An 18,160-nucleotide genomic window follows, 5' to 3' on the forward strand; every position below is an offset into this window, starting at 1 on the left:
ATCTTATACTAAAAGAAGGCTTAAAGATTAACGAAGTCATACAAATGTTTTTAAAATAATTTCTCATATCTAAATGGGGGAAATAAATGTCATATAAGAGCAATTCTGAACTACCGGAAACAGTCAGAGAGAACTTACCTGAACATGGGCAAGAAATTTACAGGAAAGCTTTCAATAATGCATGGGAGGAATATAAAGAACCCTCTGAAAGAAAAGGAGATACATCGAGGGAAGAGACTGCTCATAAGGTTGCTTGGAATGCAGTTAAGAAAGTTTATGAAAAGGATTCTAAAGGGAACTGGATCAAAAAGAAAGACTAAAGCGCACTTTTCGGATTTAAGTCTGCAAAGCAAAACTTGCTAAAAGTTATTTATAGGACTTACCTACTTGAGAAGAAGATTACTTGAGCAAGTTAAGTAATTCCAGAAGTCAACCAGAAAGTCTTGTTTAACGAGCTAAAATTATTCTAAGTTTTCAGGCAGCAAACAATGCTGAAATCTCTTTGGAATTAAACATTGCTTACAATATCGTAAGAACTCAAATAAAAAGAGTTTTGGATTTTTGAGTTAGAGAAAGCGTGAAGGATAAAACGGGAGGTTGAAGACCAAGAAGATTACAGGCAGATCTCGTTCATGGGTTATCACGATCACATGTATGAAACCAAAAGATTGGGTATTTTGGACACTTATAAAGAAGTAAAAAACTAAACGAAATTAAAAAAAATAGAGAGTTAGAGAGACCGATTTTTTCCTGTGATGAAAAAACATGCATTAAAGCAATTGGAAATGTTTATCCAGATCTTATGCCAGTAGAAGGGCATTATTCTACAATGACAAGGGATTACGAATACATCAGACATGGAACCCTTTCACTATTAGCTGGAATTGACTTGATATCTGGGAAAATTCATTATAAAGTATTTGAGAGATATAGAAGCTGTGAATTCGTTGAATATCTCAAAGAACTGGAGTCAATACATCCAGAAGAAAAAATCATAATTATTCAGGATAATCATAAAATACATACATCAAAAGAAACTCGGCAATACCTGGAAACAGTTCCTGATAAATTTGAATTCGTATTCACGCCCAAACATGCTTCGTGGTTGAATATTATTGAGAGTTTTTTCAGTAAAATGGTGAGAAGTGTGTTTAGAGGAATAAGAGTAGACTCAATAAATGAATTAAGAGAAAGAATTAGTCAATATATAAACCAAATTAACGAAAAACCAGTTCTATTTACGTGGAGATACAAAATGGAAGAAAGGGATGAAATGCCTGGTGGAATAACAATCTAAAATGGAATTAATTAGGAATCGATGCACTAGTTGATGAAGGAGAAGTCGGTGCCTGCCTTTAGAAAATTCCTCGCGCAATTTCAATATGTGCTCGTTATCCTGCTGCTTATCGCAACACTAATTTCGGCAAATGTTATTGCCTCCAATAAAACAGGCACTCTCACAAAGAACGAGATGACTTTACTCACGGTTGTTACAGTGGGCGGGCCGTTAATTTAGGCGGTACGGGTTATGCTCCCGAAGGTGGAGTACTCCGGGAAGGAGGAGGGAAGATTGATGGTACGCTCCAGCTCGAGTTTGTACGTGCGCTTTCAGCCGTCAACTGTGCTAGTAACGCCGCGCTACATGAGCGCGATGAACGCTGCACGGTGCATGGCGACCCGACCGAAGGAGCAGTGATCGTCGGGGGTGTTAAGCCGGGCTGGAAGGTGAGTTTTTGCAGTTTTCAATGTGCGTTCTTTCATAAGCTATTTATTTAATGGCAGGAAAAAGGTATCCTATAGGTGATGAAGTCCGCCTGGACTCTTCAGTCTGAACCGCTTACGCTGATGACTTCTACATTAATTATTGAGGTTTTATTGTGTATACTATTTTATTGGTAGGTATAGGCGGCTTCATAGGTGCTATCCTTAGATACACTTTAGGTGGATGGATACAGAATGGCTTTGTTAGTTTCCCTGTAGGGACACTAATTATAAACACTATTGGCAGTTTCTTTCTGGGTTTAATAATGTACCTTTCTGAATACCAGGGTCTTTTTGGTGAGGAAACCAGGATATTTTTGACAATTGGCGTAATAGGAGCTTTTACAACATTATCAACATTTGGTTACGAATCATTCAGGTTGCTTGACGACTCAAAATTAACACTTTTGGCTATAAATTTAGTATCGACAGTATTATTTTCTATGCTAGCTGTATACTCAGGTAAAATTGCAGCTCTGAGCTTTAGCACTTATCTATTGAGGGGAATGAAATGAAAACGGATAAAATGAGAGCTATTGAGGGAAATCATATGAAAAGGGAGTCTACAGCCATATTATTGAGAATATTTATAGGTGAATCCGATCGGTACGAAGGCAAGCCATTGTATATGCATATTGTTGAAATGCTAAAGGCGGAAGGTATAGCCGGAGCAACCGTTTTCAGGGGCATAACAGGTTTCGGAAAACATAGCTTTATTCATACGACTTCTATACTACGCTTGTCAACTGATTTGCCAATACTTATTGAAGTCGCTGATCTTGAAGAGAATATTGATCGAATAAGACCAAAATTAGACGAAATAATTAATCAAGGATTGATTACAGAAGAAAAAGTTAAAATTATATTTTATGACAGTGATACCACAAATAAGACGTCCATCGTCAATTAATTCTCATTTTTATTATTAAAATTTTCACAATGGCTTTTTAATTCCGGATACAAAATATCCCCCATTTTCCTCAACCCTTGCAAACATTTGGCTTTTGTAGAAATCAAGATCAACAAGAAGAATACGGTCTTTGATCTAACCGATTTTTAATGTTTTTATCTCAGCTGGTTTTTCATTGTACAGAGCAATGGTTTTAGGTCCATTAACAACTGCACTTACCATAAAGCCGACTTTAAATCCTGAAGACACTGTCCTTTAGCGTAACGTTTATTGAGCTGCGAGTGGAAATTCTTTTGAACTTTTCATCTGCCACCTTGGACCCTATAGCTACGGAAAAAGCATCCTGATCGGTTATGAAAATCCCGCTTTCTATAGTGATATATCTGAGTTGCAGTTCGGTGTTGTAGAAGAGATTTTGCTCTTGACTCTATACGATAATAAAATTGGAACCCTGAGCTTTTGATCTCGCCTTCAAAATAAATATTAAAGCTCTCCCTAAGAGAGAAGTTTGCAACCAGTGCAGCAATCCCCATGATAATGACAAGCGTAGTCAGGCCCGAAAGGAGTTCTGCGCTTCATTATGCTCCCAAGAGATATTTTGATAGCTTGCCTTACATTTAGCATAAAACCCTCTAATTCTCCACCCTTGTCTGCTGTAACTCTGTTTAAGATTTGATATAAGTACCGAATTTCAAGTTATCAGCCTGCAGACAGTGTAATACCATGTACGTTGCATACGGTTTCTAAGACCCCTGTAAATATTAATCCTCAAATATATAATAAATGGCTGTTAAAAGAACAGTATATATTCGCACATTTCTTATATATGCTAGTGATATACATTAAAAAAACGAAGCATATGTACAAAGTGTCACAAGCTTAAAATGAGAAATATTGCTCTGGATTTTTTAAATTATTTTAAAATACTTTAAGTCTCATGGAATTTCTGAATATTACGGTTTATACCTTTGTAGACTCTGTCTCATACCCTATTCAAACCCGATTGCATACCACTTAAAACGTATTTACTGTAAGCACATGGAGGGGAAAGATTTTGCAAAAAAATATTAATGAAGACCCCGGACTTTTTTCAAGCGTTCAGCAGAGCTCCCATATCTCTGCCGTATATGAAGATATCGAAGAATTGACCGAATTACTTGTTGCTTATTTTAAGCAAGGGATTGAAAGAGGAGAATATTGCTTATGGGTTTCCCCGGATGATGTGGCAACTGAAAGAGCAAAGGATGAACTTAAAAAGACAGTGGACATCGAGCACTATCTCGTTTCTTCTCAATTAGATATCCTGAAGTCTGCTGAATCACTTCCGGAAAACACTATCCTCCTCGCATCAGCAGTAAAAGAACTTTTAGAAACAGGACGTAAAAAAGCCATTTCAGGAGGTTTTTCTGGATTTAGAACGAATTTCGATCTTAAAAATGCTGGAACTTCTCTTAAGTCCGATCTTGAAACGTGCAGAAAGACTGTTGAAATAGGTATGTCGGGTAGCAACAAAAGTCTCACATTTCTCTGTACTCTTCCTCTTAAAGAACTTTCGGGCAGCATACTGCTTGAACTAATGGAGGAAAAGGGGGAGGAAAAGGGCATTTTTATCAAAGGAAAATGGAAGTGTTTAGGACAGCCAGAAGAGCAACAAAAACTGGAAAAAGTTCTCCTCGTAGCTAAAAACGACGCTGAAGCCACAAACCGAGCTAAGAATGGGTTCATTATGAACATGAGCCATGAACTTCGGACTCCCCTCAACTCTGTGATAGGTTTTTCCGATTTGCTGTTGGAAGGGGCTTTCGGATCTCTGAACACAAGACAATCAAAATATGTCAATAATATTCTCATAAGCGGGAAAAACCTTCTGGAAATTATCAATAATCTTCTTGATATCTCAAGCCTCGAAGACGGTGAAGGGAATCTTAACTATGAAGAAATTGATATTGCCAGCCTTATAGGAGAGGTCAGAATGAGGCTCATCTCGCCTGCTTCAAATAAGAAAGTTAGCGTAGAAGTAAGAGTTGATACTTCCATTGAAAGTGTCCGGGCTGACAGAACAAAACTGAGGCAAATCCTGTACAATCTCATGAGCAACGCTATAAAATTCACTCCTAAGAAAGGAAAAATTATTGTAAGTGCCTGCAAAAAAGAAGGAATGCTTGAGATTAAAGTTTCGGACAGTGGAATAGGGTTGTCAAAAGGAGATCAAGAAAAAATCTTTATGCCCTTTATCCAGGTAGATTCTTCTACAGCCCGGGGGTACGGTGGAGCTGGACTTGGACTGTATATAGTCAAAAACTTTATAGACCTTCACGGAGGAAAAATCTGGGTAGACTCCGAGGTTGGAGAAGGTAGCACATTTACTTTCAATCTTCCGATAGACTAGAAAGAAGGCTTATTGTCCAAAAAGAAAGCGAAAAAAGAATATTTTAATTATTAAAAAAATAATTTGAAAAATTATTTGTTAAAGCTAGGGATTGGTGATTACTCTCCAGTTCCTAGCAGGATTTGATCGCAATGGCAGAGCGTAGCCTGAAACTGTCTGTTATACTTTCAGAAAGAACTGCCTAACTGTGCCATCCTCAACCATCTATGCAAATTTAGTTTTCTGAAAGATTTTACTCGATAGGAAATATTATATTCTCAAAGACGCTCACCTTTTACTTTGCTTATTCTTTCTGTAAAGAAAAACACCCGCAGCAACAACGACAATAAGTAATAAACCTGCAATAACCATATTTGAACTGCCTCCCTTAGTTTCCTCAACAGACTGAATAGACATATTACTTACTATATTTTCGTGTTTATTTATTCCGTTGCCGTAACTTGCTGAAAGTGTCAGGTTTATAGGCTCAGAGATTTCCCTTCTGGAATCCGAGGAATTATCTGCCACTGCATTAAATTCTATTGTAAAAAGCTCGTCAGGATTCATTGGCCCTATGAAATATTCCACAGGGTAAAATCTCACTCCTTGTGCTTCAGGTTTTATTCTTACAGAATTAAACTCGTTCGGATGGGTGTTCGCTACATCAAATTCAAGGGTAGATTCGCCATTTATCATTTGAAGTTCTTTTGAAGGTATCACTCTTATATTTGAAGAATCGACCTTGATAGGAATATTTTTTCTGCTGTTGTAATCGAAGGAATTACCTTCTATTGCAAGTTCAAGGTTGTGAGTTCCTTCTGCAGCATCCTCTGCAATCTTAACGTTAAAAGTCAGCGTGATACTATTTCCAGGTCCTAGAAGGCCCATCTCTTCATAAGGGGCGTCAAGGACAATTATTCCCTCGGATAAAGGCCTTAAAACAGCAGCCTGAATTCTGGCATTGGTATCAAAGTCACTTCCATCAATCGTGACAGTTGGAGTAGTTGCAGTGTTCGTAAGAGTTACAGTGATAGTGCCTCTGTCTCCGGGCATGAAAGCCTTGGGGTCCGAAACAATTTCCTTAAGCTCAACTGTACCTTTACTGTTAAATGTTTCAGTACCTATTCTGATGTCAAAGCTTTTCTCACTCCATGGGTTGTCTCTACCTGTTTTTGTTCTAATGTCAATAGAGCGTACTCCTTTCTGCGCATTTTTGTCTACAAAAAGGTGAAATTCCTTTGTAGCAGTCCTGCCAGGATTGAGGACTCCGACGTTCTGAACGGCGTTTGCCTGGGAATCAAGAGAGAAAGGATATTGAGGTACAATTTCTATGTCAATATTTTCTGCCTTGTCCCCCCCGATATTTTCCACCTGAACGGTCAGATTCAGATATTCTCCTATTTTTGCAGGATACGGGTTTGTTCCTATTATTGTGACTTTTAGGTTAGCCCCCCCGACAGATGCAGAAGCAGGAGCTGCAAAAAGAGAGGAGATAAAAAGAAACGATAATACAAAAAGAATAAATAGGCGTTTGATTTTTGTCATTATAATTCCACCCCGATTAGCTTAAAATTATTAAGTTTAAATATAAATTATTCTGAATTATTCTGAATTATCCCATCCTTTACGAGCACTATCCTGTCCGCATACCTTGCAATTTCCGGGTCATGAGTAATCATTACAATGGTTCTGCCATCTTCATTGAGTCTTGTGAACATATTCAGAATTTCACAGCCTGTCTTTGAGTCCAGATTTCCGGTGGGTTCATCCGCAAGCAGGATCGCAGGGTCATTGATCAGAGCTCTGGCAATAGCAACTCTCTGGGATTGTCCGCCTGAAAGCTCACCCGGCTTGTGATGCATTCGGTCCTCCAGCCCCACCAGTGTAAGAAGCTCTTTCGCCCTTGCATGGGCATCGATTCCGCTCCTTATATTCGCATAGGTAGGGAGCTCTACATTTTCAAGAGCAGTGAGCCGCGGAATCAGGTTGAATGTCTGGAAAATAAAACCGATCTCCAATCCTCGGAGCCTGGCAACTTCCTTGTCAGACAATTCATTGATATCAAGACCTTTAATTATAATCTTTCCTTCTGTAGGTCTATCAAGAAAACCTATGAGATTCATAAGGGTGCTCTTTCCTGAGCCAGAAGGCCCCATGATGGCAAGGAATTCCCCCTCCCGTACTTCCAGGTTTATATCATGAAGGATTGGAACTTCCATATCTGCAAGGATATAACTCTTTTTGACATTAATAACCTCAATAACGGGAGTTCCTGTAGTATGTTCTCCATCACTTTGCAGATGTCTGGAACGGCGCAACTCACATTTAAGGGGATTTTCATTTGAAGTAAAGTTGTTTTCTTTCGAATGCAGTTCCCCTATAAGTCTGGGATCTTCGGTTCCTGTATCCAATATTGAACCTCCTTGAGCAGAAACGTCTTCAATAGGTATTTTCGTTTCCATATCTACTCCTCTGTTTTTCAAATGTCAGGATCAATTTCTCCGCATTTGAGTTACCCATACAATATAGCCTCTTCTGACTTTTAGCTTAAGTATCAGGCAATAAATTTGTCAGTACGTTAAGCTGCCTAGAGACATGTATTGTTTTTCTCAATAGGAATTATCACTTTTTCCATTAGTCAGGTTGTCTATTTCACAGGTTTTGCCAATCCACTGACAAATGTAATTAATTTCTTTTTAACATGTTCATAAGCATTCATTTATATTCATTAAATATACTTAATAAGTTAATAATTAAGAAACTACTTAAAATTTCTTTTTATCCACTTAATGTCCAACTGGCCAATTATAAAGAATAGCAGACTGAAAATAAAAATCGGCTATTCTTGAAATAGAATAGCCCTATTCACGGGATAGATTCTTATTCATATCTTAGAGCATCCACCGGATTCATGCGTGCAGCCTTTCTTGCAGGATATAAGCCGGCAGTTATGCCCACAAGGACAGAAATTACAATACCGATTTCAATTAATTTTAAGGGAAATACTGGAGGAAGTTTGAGAACACTTTCAATGGCATAAGCTCCCATCCCTCCGATTGCAGTGCCTACGATCCCCCCAAAGAAACTGACCATTACAGATTCCAGTAAAAAGAGGGAGAGAATATTAGAGTTGCTGTAGCCTACGGATTTCATTATTCCGATTTCTCGGGTTCTTTCAGTTACGGTCACGAGCATAATATTCATTATCCCTATCGAGCCCACAAAAAGTGAAATTAAGGCAAGGACCAGCAGGAAAGAATTTAAAGCATCTCCTATTTTTCCAGTTTGTTCAAGAATGTCAGCTTGATTGAAGACATAATAGGGTTTTGAATCCTCATCCTCAATTTCTCTTTCCGGGACTCCGAAATTTCTGGCGAACCTTTTATCCACTTCGTCTGCAATGTCCCGAACTTTTTCAGGACTATCAGCCATCGCGAGGAAAGCTCCATAGTCTTTTTCCCCGGTCATCTCATTCAGAGTAGAAATGGGAATGAAAACTGTCAAGTCATAGTCGCTGTCTTCACTAACAACTGTTGGCTCGGAATTTTTCAGTATCCCTTTTACTTTAAAATTTTTTGTCACAACCGTACCGTTCGACTGCCGAAAAGCAATTTCCACACTACTTCTATGGGAAATATTCTTACTGAACTCATCGTTTGCAATATTATACCCAAGAACGGCAGATGAGCTATCTTTATCTGTTAGGAAAGTACCCCCTTCCATCTGCAGGCCCTGGATCTCCTGAAAATCTTTGTTGACCCCTGCAACATTCACGTTTTTAGTCTCTGAAAGATAAGTGAGATCTCCACTCATTGATTTTCTGGGAGATACGCCGGTAATTCCCGGAGTATTCTTCATAAGATTGTACTCGTTATCAAAGAAGAGATTTGGCTGCTCGCTGGCTGCAATAATAAAATTAGAGCCTACAGAAGAGATCTCATCAGTAAAAAACTGATTAAAACTGGCACCAAGAGATGCATTAACAACTACTGCAGCTATGCCAATTACTATTCCCAGTGTAGTGAGTGCAGACCTGAGCTTAGCGCTTCCTATACTTCCAGATGCTATACGGGCTGCCTGTGCGAATTTTATCATATTTTACCCCCAAATATGATGTCAGTTAATTTTTCCTTAACTATTGTTTTCTCCTTCTGTAAAACAAGAAGGCTGCAGGAATAGAAATTATAATAAGTCCACCTGCAAGTACGGCTTTTGAACTGGATTCAGGAGACTCGGAAGCATTTGTAAAATTAAGGTTCCCGACAGTATTTGCATGTCTGTTGATTCCATTGCTATAGTTTGCAGTAAGGCTCATGTTTATACCTTCCGAAGCTTCCCCATCGACACTAAATGAATTGTCTGCCATTGCGTCAAATTCTATTGTAAAAAGCTCGTCAGGATTCATTGGCCCTATGAAATATTCTGCAGGATAAAATTTCACTCCTTCTGCTTCAGGTTTTATGCTTACCGAGTTAAATCCATTTGGGTGGGTGTTCGCTACGTCGAACTCAAGGGTAGCTTGTCCATTTATCAGTTGAAGTTCTTTTGAAGGTATCACTCTTATGTTTGAAGAATCGACCTTGATAGGAATATTTTTTCTGCTGTTGTAATCGAAGGAATTACCTTCTATTGCAAGTTCAAGGTTGTGAGTTCCTTCTGCAGCATCCTCTGCAATCTTAATGTTAAAAGTCAGTTTGATGCTATCTCCAGGCCCCAGAAGGCCCATATCTTCATAAGGGGCATCAAGAACAATTATTCCCTCGGATAAAGGCCTTAAAACAGCAGCCTGAATTCTGGCATTGGTATCAAAGTCACTCCCATCAATCGTGACAGTTGGAGTAGTTGCAGTGTTCGTAAGAGTTACAGTGATAGTGCCTCTGTCTCCGGGCATGAAAGCCTTGGGGTCCGAAACAATTTCCTTAAGCTCAACTGTACCTTTACTGTTAAATGTTTCAGTACCTATTCTGATGTCAAAGCTTTTCTCACTCCATGGGTTGTCTCTACCTGTTTTTGTTCTAATGTCAATAGAGCGTACTCCTTTCTGCGCATTTTTGTCTACAAAAAGGTGAAATTCCTTTGTAGCAGTCCTGCCAGGATTGAGGACTCCGACGTTCTGAATGGCATTTGCCTCGGAATCAAGAGAGAAAGGATATTGAGGTACAATTTCTATGTCAACATTGTCGGCCTTATCTCCTCCGATGTTTTCCACCTGAATGGTCAGAGTAAGGTATTCTCCTATTTTTGCAGGATACGGGTTTGTTCCTATTATTGTAACTTTGAGGTTAGCTCCCCCTACAGATGCAGACGCAGGAGCTGCAAAAAGATAGGAGATCAAAAGCAGAGAAAAAAAAGTTGCAATAACATTCTTCTTAATCATTTCCATATACTTCCACCTTCAATTGTATTGAATTATTCCATCTTTTACCAGGATAACTCTGTAAGCATATTTCGCAATTTCAGGATCATGTGTAACGATTACTATCGTTCTTCCTTCCATATTCAAATCCATAAATATGCAAAGGATATCGGCTCCTGTCCTAGAATCAAGGTTTCCGGTCGGTTCATCCGCAAGCAGAATCGCAGGATCATTAATAAGTGTACGTGCACTTGAGACCCTCTGAGATTCGCCTCCCGAAAGCTCACCCGGTTTGTGATGCATGCGGTCGTACAGTCCCATAATTTCCAGAAGCTCTTTTGTACGCTTCCTTGAATCAATGATAATCCTCGAATTAGCAAAGGTAGGGAGCAAAACGTTCTCAAAGGCAGTCAGGCGCGAGACAAGATTAAAAGTCTGAAAAACAAAACCTATTTCAAGCCCCTTAACGCGGACAAGTTCCTCATCTGACATTTTGTTGAGATCCCTTTCCCTTACAAGAACCTGTCCTTCAGTAGGCCTGTAAAGCCAGCCTATAAGATTCATAAAAGTACTTTTTCCAGAGCCTGATGGGCCCATAGTAGCCAGAAATTCTCTTCTTCCAATTTTAGGATCGATACCTGAGAGAACCGGAATTTCCAGACTCCCAGGTACATAGCTTTTCCTGACATTGGAAACTTCGACAATAGGAAGTCCGTCCTCAGGCAAACTATTTTTGTTAATATTCACATCCCCCTTTCCCAAAGTTACTGAAATGTGATAGAAAGAATTACATTGATAATCTCAATGCTTTTACTTATTATGTAAGGAAGTCCATTTTAACTTATGCCTTATCAAATTTAGTCAAAAGATCCGATTTGAAGGCATAAAGCTATTGATTTATAGCTTTGAGAACATGCATTCGAAAGTGAACTTTCAAAATGCGCACTACTTACACCGTTTTTGACTCTTAAATGTATATATTCAGTCCCAAATACCATTCTTTGCCAAAAATTACCGGAAATGAAATCAGTCAAAATATAGACAGTGAGAACAGACAGCTGTAATTAATTCATGAAAGAAGAGGCCTTTTCCAAAAAATTTATGAGTCCATCCAGAAGTCTGCTTCCAGAAATTTAGGTTGTATTCTATATCCATAGTTTATGTAAAGATAATGGCAGACTTAAAGTGGCCTGAAGAATCATTTTCAAAAATTTTTTCACTAAGCCCTGGAACACATTTTAATATTTATCGCAAAGTAAGACTGAATTCTAAACTTCTAAACATTTAAAAAGTTAAAAATATATATATCTGTTAACGGAAATTCCGCTCGAAATATTTAGGAACTATTATTCGTAAGGAGAAGTAGTTCTATTGAGTTTATATAATTTTGTATATATAGGTATATACAGTCACTGTTAGCTAAAAGTTCAAACGGTGAATCTCAAAATGAGACTGAATTCACATAGTAATATTAGTAAGTAGCTGACAGGGCCTGCGAAATATGGAGGCTTGATAATAGAGAATTATATAAAAAGTAAACAGTCTGTGCAGATAACTATGCTGTTTCAGATATCTAACATTAAGCAAGCATCGGTGTAGAAAATTATGAAATACGGAGGGAATAAATATGCCATTCAGTATACCTAGCATTACCATTGCCTTTGGCCTTGACCAGCTCTTTACATTTGCAAATAACTTCGGCTTCTTATTGAATATATGTTAAATGATTTATCGATGTTGAAACTTATAAAATATGGAGGGAATAAATATGCTATTCAGCCTACCCAGCATTATCATTGGCTTTGGCCTTGACCAGCTCTTTACATTTGCAAATAACTTCGGCTTCTTACTGAATATAGGTTAAATGATTTTCTAAAGCAGAAGTGAAAGAGGTTTCTGCAGGGAATTATACTTCCAAATTGCAGAAGACCTGGGTATAACGGGGGATAAACAAACTCAGGAAACGATTGGAGGGAATAATATGACTTTCGCAATGTTATGGTCAAAGGTCTGCGGCACCTATACATCTGAAATCTTCAAACTCTATTACGAAGAGAGCTGCTGCTAATTAAACTGTAATTAAAAGGTTTCTGCAGGGAATTATACTTCCAAATTGCAGGAGACCTGGGTATAACGGGGGATAAACAAACTCAGGAAACGATTGGAGGGAATAATATGACTTTCGCAATGTTATGGTCAAAGGTCTGCGGCACCTATACATCTGAAATCTTCAAACTCTATTACGAAGAGAGCTGCTGCTAATTAGACTGTAATTAAAAGGTTTCTGCAGGAAATTCTACTTCCAAATTGCAGAAGACCTGGGTATAACGGGGGATAAACAAACTCAGGAAACGATTGGAGGAAATAATATGACCTTCGCAATGTTCTGGTCAAGCGTCTGCTGTACCTATACATCTGAAGTCTTCAAACTCTTCTACTGCGATTAAGCAGGAATGCTAATTAAGAGATAACAATCAGGCGGAATAAACAAACTCAGGAAACTATTGGAGGAAATAATATGACCTTTGCAATGTTGTGGTCAAGCGTCTGCCGTACCTATACGGCTGAAAGCTTCAAACTCTACTACTGCGATTAAGCAGGAATGCTAATTAAGAGATAACAATCAGGCGGAATAAACAAACTCAGGAAACGATTGGAGGAAATAATATGACCTTTTCAATGTTGTGGTCAAGCGTCTGCCGTACCTATACGGCTGAATGCTTCAAACTCTACTACTGCGATTAAGCAGTAATCTGATAAAAGAGCTAAAAATAATATGTATGAAGTTGCCTGCTTTTCAGGCGACTTCATCTTTATAAAGGAAATATATGACTGCCACTTTTTTACTTGCTTTTTATTTTCCTAATATTTGCTCTTTTAAAAGTTCCTAAGATTTCACATATACTTTTTGAAATATAAAGAGAGAAACGGCGTAAAATTTAAAATTGATTTAAAAAGCCCAAAATCGGGATAGTATAATATTTTTTAAACATTATAGGTTCCTAAAAGGGACTTACATCAAAGAAATTAGAGATTCTAATTAAATAAATGAGATGTTTAGACGTTCTGTATATCTAGTTCAATAAACGGCTCTATCTTGAAATATTTAAAGACTATTATTTGTAAGGAGTTCTCGTTCTTTACATTATATATAAATTCAGATGACTTTTTAATATTGATACTCTAAAAGGAATTAAAATTGGAACACATAGCTTAAAATAAATTAAATATACTTTATTTAGACAATATATAACTATAAATTGTCCAGATATTTGATCTAAGGTTCTTAAAATCCTTAAACTTCTTGCTGGAAATTTTTAAGATTGTTTGGGCTTAACTATAGTTCCAAAAGTAAGTTTCTGGGAGTATAATCTATCAAAAGGATATATTGAAGGGGGTTTGGCGAAAGCACACACTATCCTAAATAATCCAAAAATTGAGTTTAGTTAGCCAGAAGGTAAGTAAATTTGAATGAGAAATAACAAAATTCCAAGAATGGAGGGAATTATAATGTTTTTCTATCTCAGTTACACAAAAATCACCCTATCTATACAGATCATAAAGCTTAAGATAATACAAATCAGCGGCCAGGGCTTTGGTGGGTCTGGAAGATTCCTCAGGTGAAGTACATATACATGTTTGATAGAGTTGGTCACCATTTTGAGTGACCTGCTACCACAGGCTCAAACTGTTTGCTCAGGCAGCAGCATGGCCTGTATCACATATTTTTAGCGAATTGTATTCGAATTATTTGTAGACAAGCTACTCACAGAAATTAAGAACAGGCATAAATCTTCAGACAGAATATAGATCCTTTGTATATGCCAGTTCTTCTTATGTACTTGATAATTTAATAAGGAGATTTATTTCGGCGGAATAATTAAAATTTTTTGGAAACTCTTGACAAAACAGTAAAGGAATTATAGAATGGAGAAAAGGGTTCAAATTATTGAGATGAAAATGGTTTAAACTTTTAAGATGAGAAGAGTTTAAATTTTTAAAATGAGAAGGATTCCTACCTTCCGACTTTGTGTCAGAATTTCATCTTCACTGTTTAACAAGTATTATTGAGAATCCTTAAATTGTTTCGCTTACACGGAACAAAATGTCTCTATTCGTCAATCAGGCAACAGGATAATACGAGCTTTTATGCAAATTGTTATTCTCACTGAACAGGGAAACTCTATAGAAGCTGCCTGAAAACTTCAAGATGAGCTCATCTCAAAACTTGATTTAATCTCATTATACTACTAACAGTACAACTCCCAGATATGATATTTCTTTGATTTTATATCTTAGAAATACTTCTGCATGACTTTACCCAGCTAAATAACTTTTATACTACATTCTTCTTAAATTCATCCATATCTTCCTTTATTGGTCTTCCTCTTTTCTTTAAGTCATAATCCTTCTTTTAAAATTCATCGGACATTTCTGATAGATATCATGTTCCCACCAGGTAGAAATGAGCTACCTCTATGGACCTGCTGGTCTAGAGACAATACTAGAGAGAAATGCCTTCCCATGTACAATCTTTTGCAAGATAATTTTCATTTGTTAACTTCTTGTCTGAGCGATTCTTCCAGTATTCGATTCACGTGAAGAAAGATATGTTCCAGGATTCCCATAGAAAAATCATCGTTCACGAAATGAGATTATTTTGACTCTGGAGAAATTCTGAATTTTATAACTCTCTTACAATTTTTAACTGCTGCTTCGAATGTAAATATTCGCATTTCATTTACTCTCTACCCTGTAATCCTTGCAATAAATAGACAATCTAGACTCCGCTGTATCCTGGCTTCCTTTCTTCAGGGGTGCAGGTGCTTTCAGGGGTTTATCTTTTCGTTTGATACTTTTCGTTTGAGATGAGTAAAAGGATTTTGGTGTTCCATTATAAATTACAGCTTTAAACTTCGGAGTTTAAATAACCTGAAATTCAAATTTAGAGAGGATTTCTACAAAGACACAATATTAATTATATAGTTTTAATTGTATTGTTTAAGAGTAAGCTCCAATAAAAAACCGAAATTATTTAAAGTTAAAAAAGTCAATCATATGCATTTGAGGTGTTTTTCTAAAATTTTATCATCGGGATTTATGAAACCACATAAGGCCACTGATAATAAAAATTGCCTTTTTTACAGGCAATTTCATAATTTTCAGATATAAAAACAGAGAGGAAATAAGTAAAATTTTTAACTATTCAGCCTGGGACAAACAACCTCAATAGCCATTTTTCATAAGGTTCAATGTACATATTTTCTGAATTCGTTTCCCTTAATTGCTGGCTCTTGACTGCTTTTTTTATTTTTTCGTCAGTTAATAATCAGACGTATTCATCACGTCTAATCGAGATCAGACAACTGATTTTTAATAGGCTGAATAGTTATGAACATAGAAAGATTTACTTATATATTCACCTTATTAAACCTCCACATAGCAGCAGATAGCATTGCAAGGGCAAAGAAAATGAGGCCCAGGAAAGAGATACCTATATCAGCTGTAGTATAAATATAGTGATTTCCCATCGCAGAGAAATTCTGCCCTAAAGCAAAATAACGAATTCCATTTGCCAGAAGGGTCAGCGGGTTAAACATCGAGAGAAACTTGAGGACAGCAGGAAAGGCATCAATAGGATAAAGGGCATTACTTACGAAGAGAAGGGGCATGCTAAACAGGCTGAAAATAGACTGCATTCCTTCCGGATTTTCAATGGTGATTGCAATAGAGCCTGACAGGAAAAGGAAGCCTAAAGAAAAAATTGCCACCAGTAACATGATGCCTGTGACTGCGATAAAGGTTTCATTAAGGGTGTATCCCTTAAAGAAGTCCATTCCTATAAATTTGCCGAATCCTATTATTATGAATGTTTGAATAAAAGCTTTAGTCACACCGGCAAGTCCGATACCGAGAATTATATGAGATCTCGGAACAGGACTTGCGAGAGTCTCCTTCAAAAGGCTGAATTTTTTGTCAAACATAAGGGTAGTGCCCCCAAATAGGCTGGTGAACAGCACATCCATCGCAATTATTCCTGCACCCATATAGGAAAGGTAATCTACTATAGGAACACCGGATATGTTTGGAATAAGTGAAGTCAGTTGGTCAAAGCTATCTGACATCGCAAGCCCAAAGAACGCCAGCCACATCACAGGCTGAATCAGTGAACTGATTAGTAATGATTTGAATCTGAAGAATTTAAGCATCTCTCTCCAGTATATGGCACGAAACTCGAAGTTCATTCAGAAACACCCTCCGTTTCTATTCCTTCATATTTCTCCTTTGTATCTCCTTCCCTTAACCCATGTCCTGTGTAATGAACAAAAACATCATCCATAGAAGGCTTTTTAATATTTACAGTTGTGATATCTATCCCTTCCTCCCGTATTTTCTCCATAATTTGAGGAAGTACATGCGTAACATTTTCCCCTATCATGACTCTCAGGGACTTTGTATCTTCTGTTACGGTTTTTACAGAGTTGAGTGACCTTAAAATCTCTGCAGCAATCTTATTGTTACTGGTTTCCAGATAAATAAGATCTTTACCAAGTTTATCCTTTAATTCCTCCGCACTTCCGGTTACGATTATTTTTCCATGGTCGATTATGCTTATTCTGTCGCTCAACTGATCTGCTTCTTCCATATAGTGTGTTGTCAGGAATATCGTAGTGCCTTCTCTCTTAATTTCTCTAAGATATTCCCACATTCTCATTCTCGTCTGGATATCAAAACCTACAGTTGGCTCATCAAGGAAGAGGACTGCGGGTTTTGTCATCAGTCCTCTGGCAAGCTCAAGCCTTCTTTTCATGCCACCGCTCAGTTCTTTTCCCAGGGTATTCCTCTTGCCTTCCAGCTCGGTCAATTTTAAGAGTTCTTCGATACGTTCTTTCCTTTCTTTTTTAGGCATCGAATAGATTTTTCCATGATATTCAAGGTTCTCAGATACGGTCATTTCATGATCAAGGCAAAGCATCTGAAAAACGATGCCTATTGATCTTCTTACGGATTTTGATTCCTTGGCGACATCATACCCGTTAACTCTAGCTTCGCCTTTCTGGATTTTCCGGAGTGTCGTGAGAATATTAATCACGGTACTCTTGCCCGCTCCATTTGGGCCAAGAAATGAGAAAATCTCCCCTTGTTTCACAGTAAAACTGATATCGTCAACAGCTTTTACAGATCCATATGCATACTCAAGATTATTTACTTCTATGACGTTTCCGGTCATTCGTAAATCAACCCCTTCCCTCTATCATATCGGCTCACTTTATCACTCATATTAGACCCCCAATCTTGAGTGAGTGTGGATTTAATAAGTAATTTATTGCAACTATTAAGTTTGAATAAATATCTTGATAGTTTACACAAGTAGTTATGCACCGTAAGGTTTATACAAATAGGAAATAATGCTTCTAAACTAACCTCTCAGAGGCCCTTTGTTTTCCGTTTTAGATACTTTTGAAATGTCCAATATATTGCTTATTTCTGTCATGTCTTTTGAAATACATCTTCAATAACTTCGCCCTTTTGCTTTTTATTAAAAAATTACCTTCTGTATTATATTCTAATTAGAAAGTATAATAAATATTAAAATGATAACTTTATATTAAAGGAGAAGTCTCAAAATGAACATCCTTTTTTATTAGAAATCCAATTCTTATCATATATAACTGAAGATTCAAGTTTATTGTTGTATTCTGTTAATAAATTTATACAATATAAAGGACAATCGTCAACCTAAATAATTACTGTTATCCTATTC

General features: G+C 37.3%; 12 protein-coding genes, 2 pseudogenes and 1 riboswitch. Of the genes and pseudogenes, 6 read left to right on the forward strand and 8 right to left on the reverse strand.

The annotated features are described in order from the left end of the window. Nucleotides 1–86 precede the first annotated feature (86 nt). The 5 genes and pseudogenes from RG963_RS06195 (at nt 87) to RG963_RS06215 (ending at nt 2,671) form a co-directional block, all read left to right on the forward strand. A complete protein-coding gene (locus RG963_RS06195; RefSeq protein WP_310575408.1) occupies nt 87–320 on the forward strand; it encodes a ChaB family protein in 234 nt (77 codons plus the stop codon). Between the two features lie 83 nt (nt 321–403). Beyond that, nucleotides 404–1,297 (forward strand): annotated as a pseudogene (locus tag RG963_RS06200) (IS630 family transposase). Nucleotides 1,298–1,330: 33 nt separating this feature from the next. Beyond that, nucleotides 1,331–1,516: a cation-transporting P-type ATPase gene (locus RG963_RS06205; protein WP_310575409.1), complete on the forward strand. Its 186-nt coding sequence runs from the start codon at nt 1,331–1,333 to the stop codon at nt 1,514–1,516. Between the two features lie 274 nt (nt 1,517–1,790). Continuing rightward, nucleotides 1,791–1,862: riboswitch (Fluoride riboswitch) on the forward strand. 15 nt (nt 1,863–1,877) lie between these two features. Next, nucleotides 1,878–2,276, forward strand: coding sequence for a fluoride efflux transporter CrcB (gene crcB / locus RG963_RS06210; RefSeq protein WP_310575410.1), 399 nt, complete (start codon nt 1,878–1,880; stop codon nt 2,274–2,276). Continuing rightward, nucleotides 2,273–2,671, forward strand: a complete 399-nt coding sequence (locus tag RG963_RS06215; RefSeq protein WP_310575411.1) for a DUF190 domain-containing protein — start codon at nt 2,273–2,275, stop codon at nt 2,669–2,671. Before crcB ends, RG963_RS06215 begins: the two co-directional genes overlap by 4 nt. A 33-nt stretch (nt 2,672–2,704) precedes the next feature. Here RG963_RS06215 and RG963_RS06220 read toward each other — a convergent pair. Further along, nucleotides 2,705–2,926: pseudogene (locus RG963_RS06220) on the reverse strand (IS4 family transposase); the annotation flags it as partial. Between the two features lie 799 nt (nt 2,927–3,725). Between RG963_RS06220 and RG963_RS06225 the strand changes: the two are divergent. After that, the gene (locus tag RG963_RS06225) at nt 3,726–5,060 is read left to right on the forward strand and encodes an ATP-binding protein (protein WP_310575412.1); all 1,335 of its coding nucleotides are present in this window, start codon (nt 3,726–3,728) and stop codon (nt 5,058–5,060) included. 267 nt (nt 5,061–5,327) lie between these two features. Here RG963_RS06225 and RG963_RS06230 read toward each other — a convergent pair whose 3' ends face one another. The 7 genes from RG963_RS06230 to RG963_RS06260 all read right to left on the reverse strand — a co-directional run bounded on the left by RG963_RS06230 (nt 5,328) and on the right by RG963_RS06260 (nt 17,626). Next, nucleotides 5,328–6,584, reverse strand: a complete 1,257-nt coding sequence (locus RG963_RS06230; protein WP_310575413.1) for a COG1361 S-layer family protein — start codon at nt 6,582–6,584, stop codon at nt 5,328–5,330. A gap of 47 nt (nt 6,585–6,631) precedes the next feature. Then, a complete protein-coding gene (locus RG963_RS06235; RefSeq protein ID WP_310575414.1) occupies nt 6,632–7,501 on the reverse strand; it encodes an ABC transporter ATP-binding protein in 870 nt (289 codons plus the stop codon). Between the two features lie 418 nt (nt 7,502–7,919). Further along, the gene (locus RG963_RS06240) at nt 7,920–9,134 is read right to left on the reverse strand and encodes an ABC transporter permease (protein WP_310575415.1); all 1,215 of its coding nucleotides are present in this window, start codon (nt 9,132–9,134) and stop codon (nt 7,920–7,922) included. A 40-nt stretch (nt 9,135–9,174) separates the two neighbouring features. Next, the gene (locus RG963_RS06245) at nt 9,175–10,422 is read right to left on the reverse strand and encodes a COG1361 S-layer family protein (RefSeq protein WP_310575416.1); all 1,248 of its coding nucleotides are present in this window, start codon (nt 10,420–10,422) and stop codon (nt 9,175–9,177) included. A gap of 12 nt (nt 10,423–10,434) precedes the next feature. Further along, a complete protein-coding gene (locus RG963_RS06250) occupies nt 10,435–11,142 on the reverse strand; it encodes an ABC transporter ATP-binding protein (RefSeq protein WP_310575417.1) in 708 nt (235 codons plus the stop codon). Between the two features lie 4,664 nt (nt 11,143–15,806). After that, complete coding sequence (locus RG963_RS06255) at nt 15,807–16,640, reverse strand: ABC transporter permease (protein WP_310575418.1); 834 nt, start codon at nt 16,638–16,640, stop codon at nt 15,807–15,809. After that, the gene (locus RG963_RS06260) at nt 16,637–17,626 is read right to left on the reverse strand and encodes an ATP-binding cassette domain-containing protein (protein WP_310575419.1); all 990 of its coding nucleotides are present in this window, start codon (nt 17,624–17,626) and stop codon (nt 16,637–16,639) included. Before RG963_RS06260 ends, RG963_RS06255 begins: the two co-directional genes overlap by 4 nt. Nucleotides 17,627–18,160 lie beyond the last annotated feature (534 nt).

It is taken from the genome of Methanosarcina baikalica (assembly GCF_031461075.1).
Lineage (GTDB): Archaea > Halobacteriota > Methanosarcinia > Methanosarcinales > Methanosarcinaceae > Methanosarcina > Methanosarcina baikalica.

What these genes read in the sequence shown, in the direction of transcription:
- RG963_RS06195 (WP_310575408.1), top strand. Translation starts at nt 87, where the DNA reads ATGTCATATAAGAGCAATTCTGAACTACCGGAAACAGTCAGAGAGAAC.
- RG963_RS06205 (WP_310575409.1), top strand. Translation starts at nt 1,331, where the DNA reads ATGAAGGAGAAGTCGGTGCCTGCCTTTAGAAAATTCCTCGCGCAATTT.
- RG963_RS06215 (WP_310575411.1), top strand. Translation starts at nt 2,273, where the DNA reads ATGAAAACGGATAAAATGAGAGCTATTGAGGGAAATCATATGAAAAGG.
- RG963_RS06230 (WP_310575413.1), bottom strand. Translation starts at nt 6,584, where the DNA reads ATGACAAAAATCAAACGCCTATTTATTCTTTTTGTATTATCGTTTCTT.
- RG963_RS06235 (WP_310575414.1), bottom strand. Translation starts at nt 7,501, where the DNA reads ATGGAAACGAAAATACCTATTGAAGACGTTTCTGCTCAAGGAGGTTCA.
- RG963_RS06240 (WP_310575415.1), bottom strand. Translation starts at nt 9,134, where the DNA reads ATGATAAAATTCGCACAGGCAGCCCGTATAGCATCTGGAAGTATAGGA.
- RG963_RS06245 (WP_310575416.1), bottom strand. Translation starts at nt 10,422, where the DNA reads ATGGAAATGATTAAGAAGAATGTTATTGCAACTTTTTTTTCTCTGCTT.
- RG963_RS06255 (WP_310575418.1), bottom strand. Translation starts at nt 16,640, where the DNA reads ATGAACTTCGAGTTTCGTGCCATATACTGGAGAGAGATGCTTAAATTC.
- RG963_RS06260 (WP_310575419.1), bottom strand. Translation starts at nt 17,626, where the DNA reads ATGACCGGAAACGTCATAGAAGTAAATAATCTTGAGTATGCATATGGA.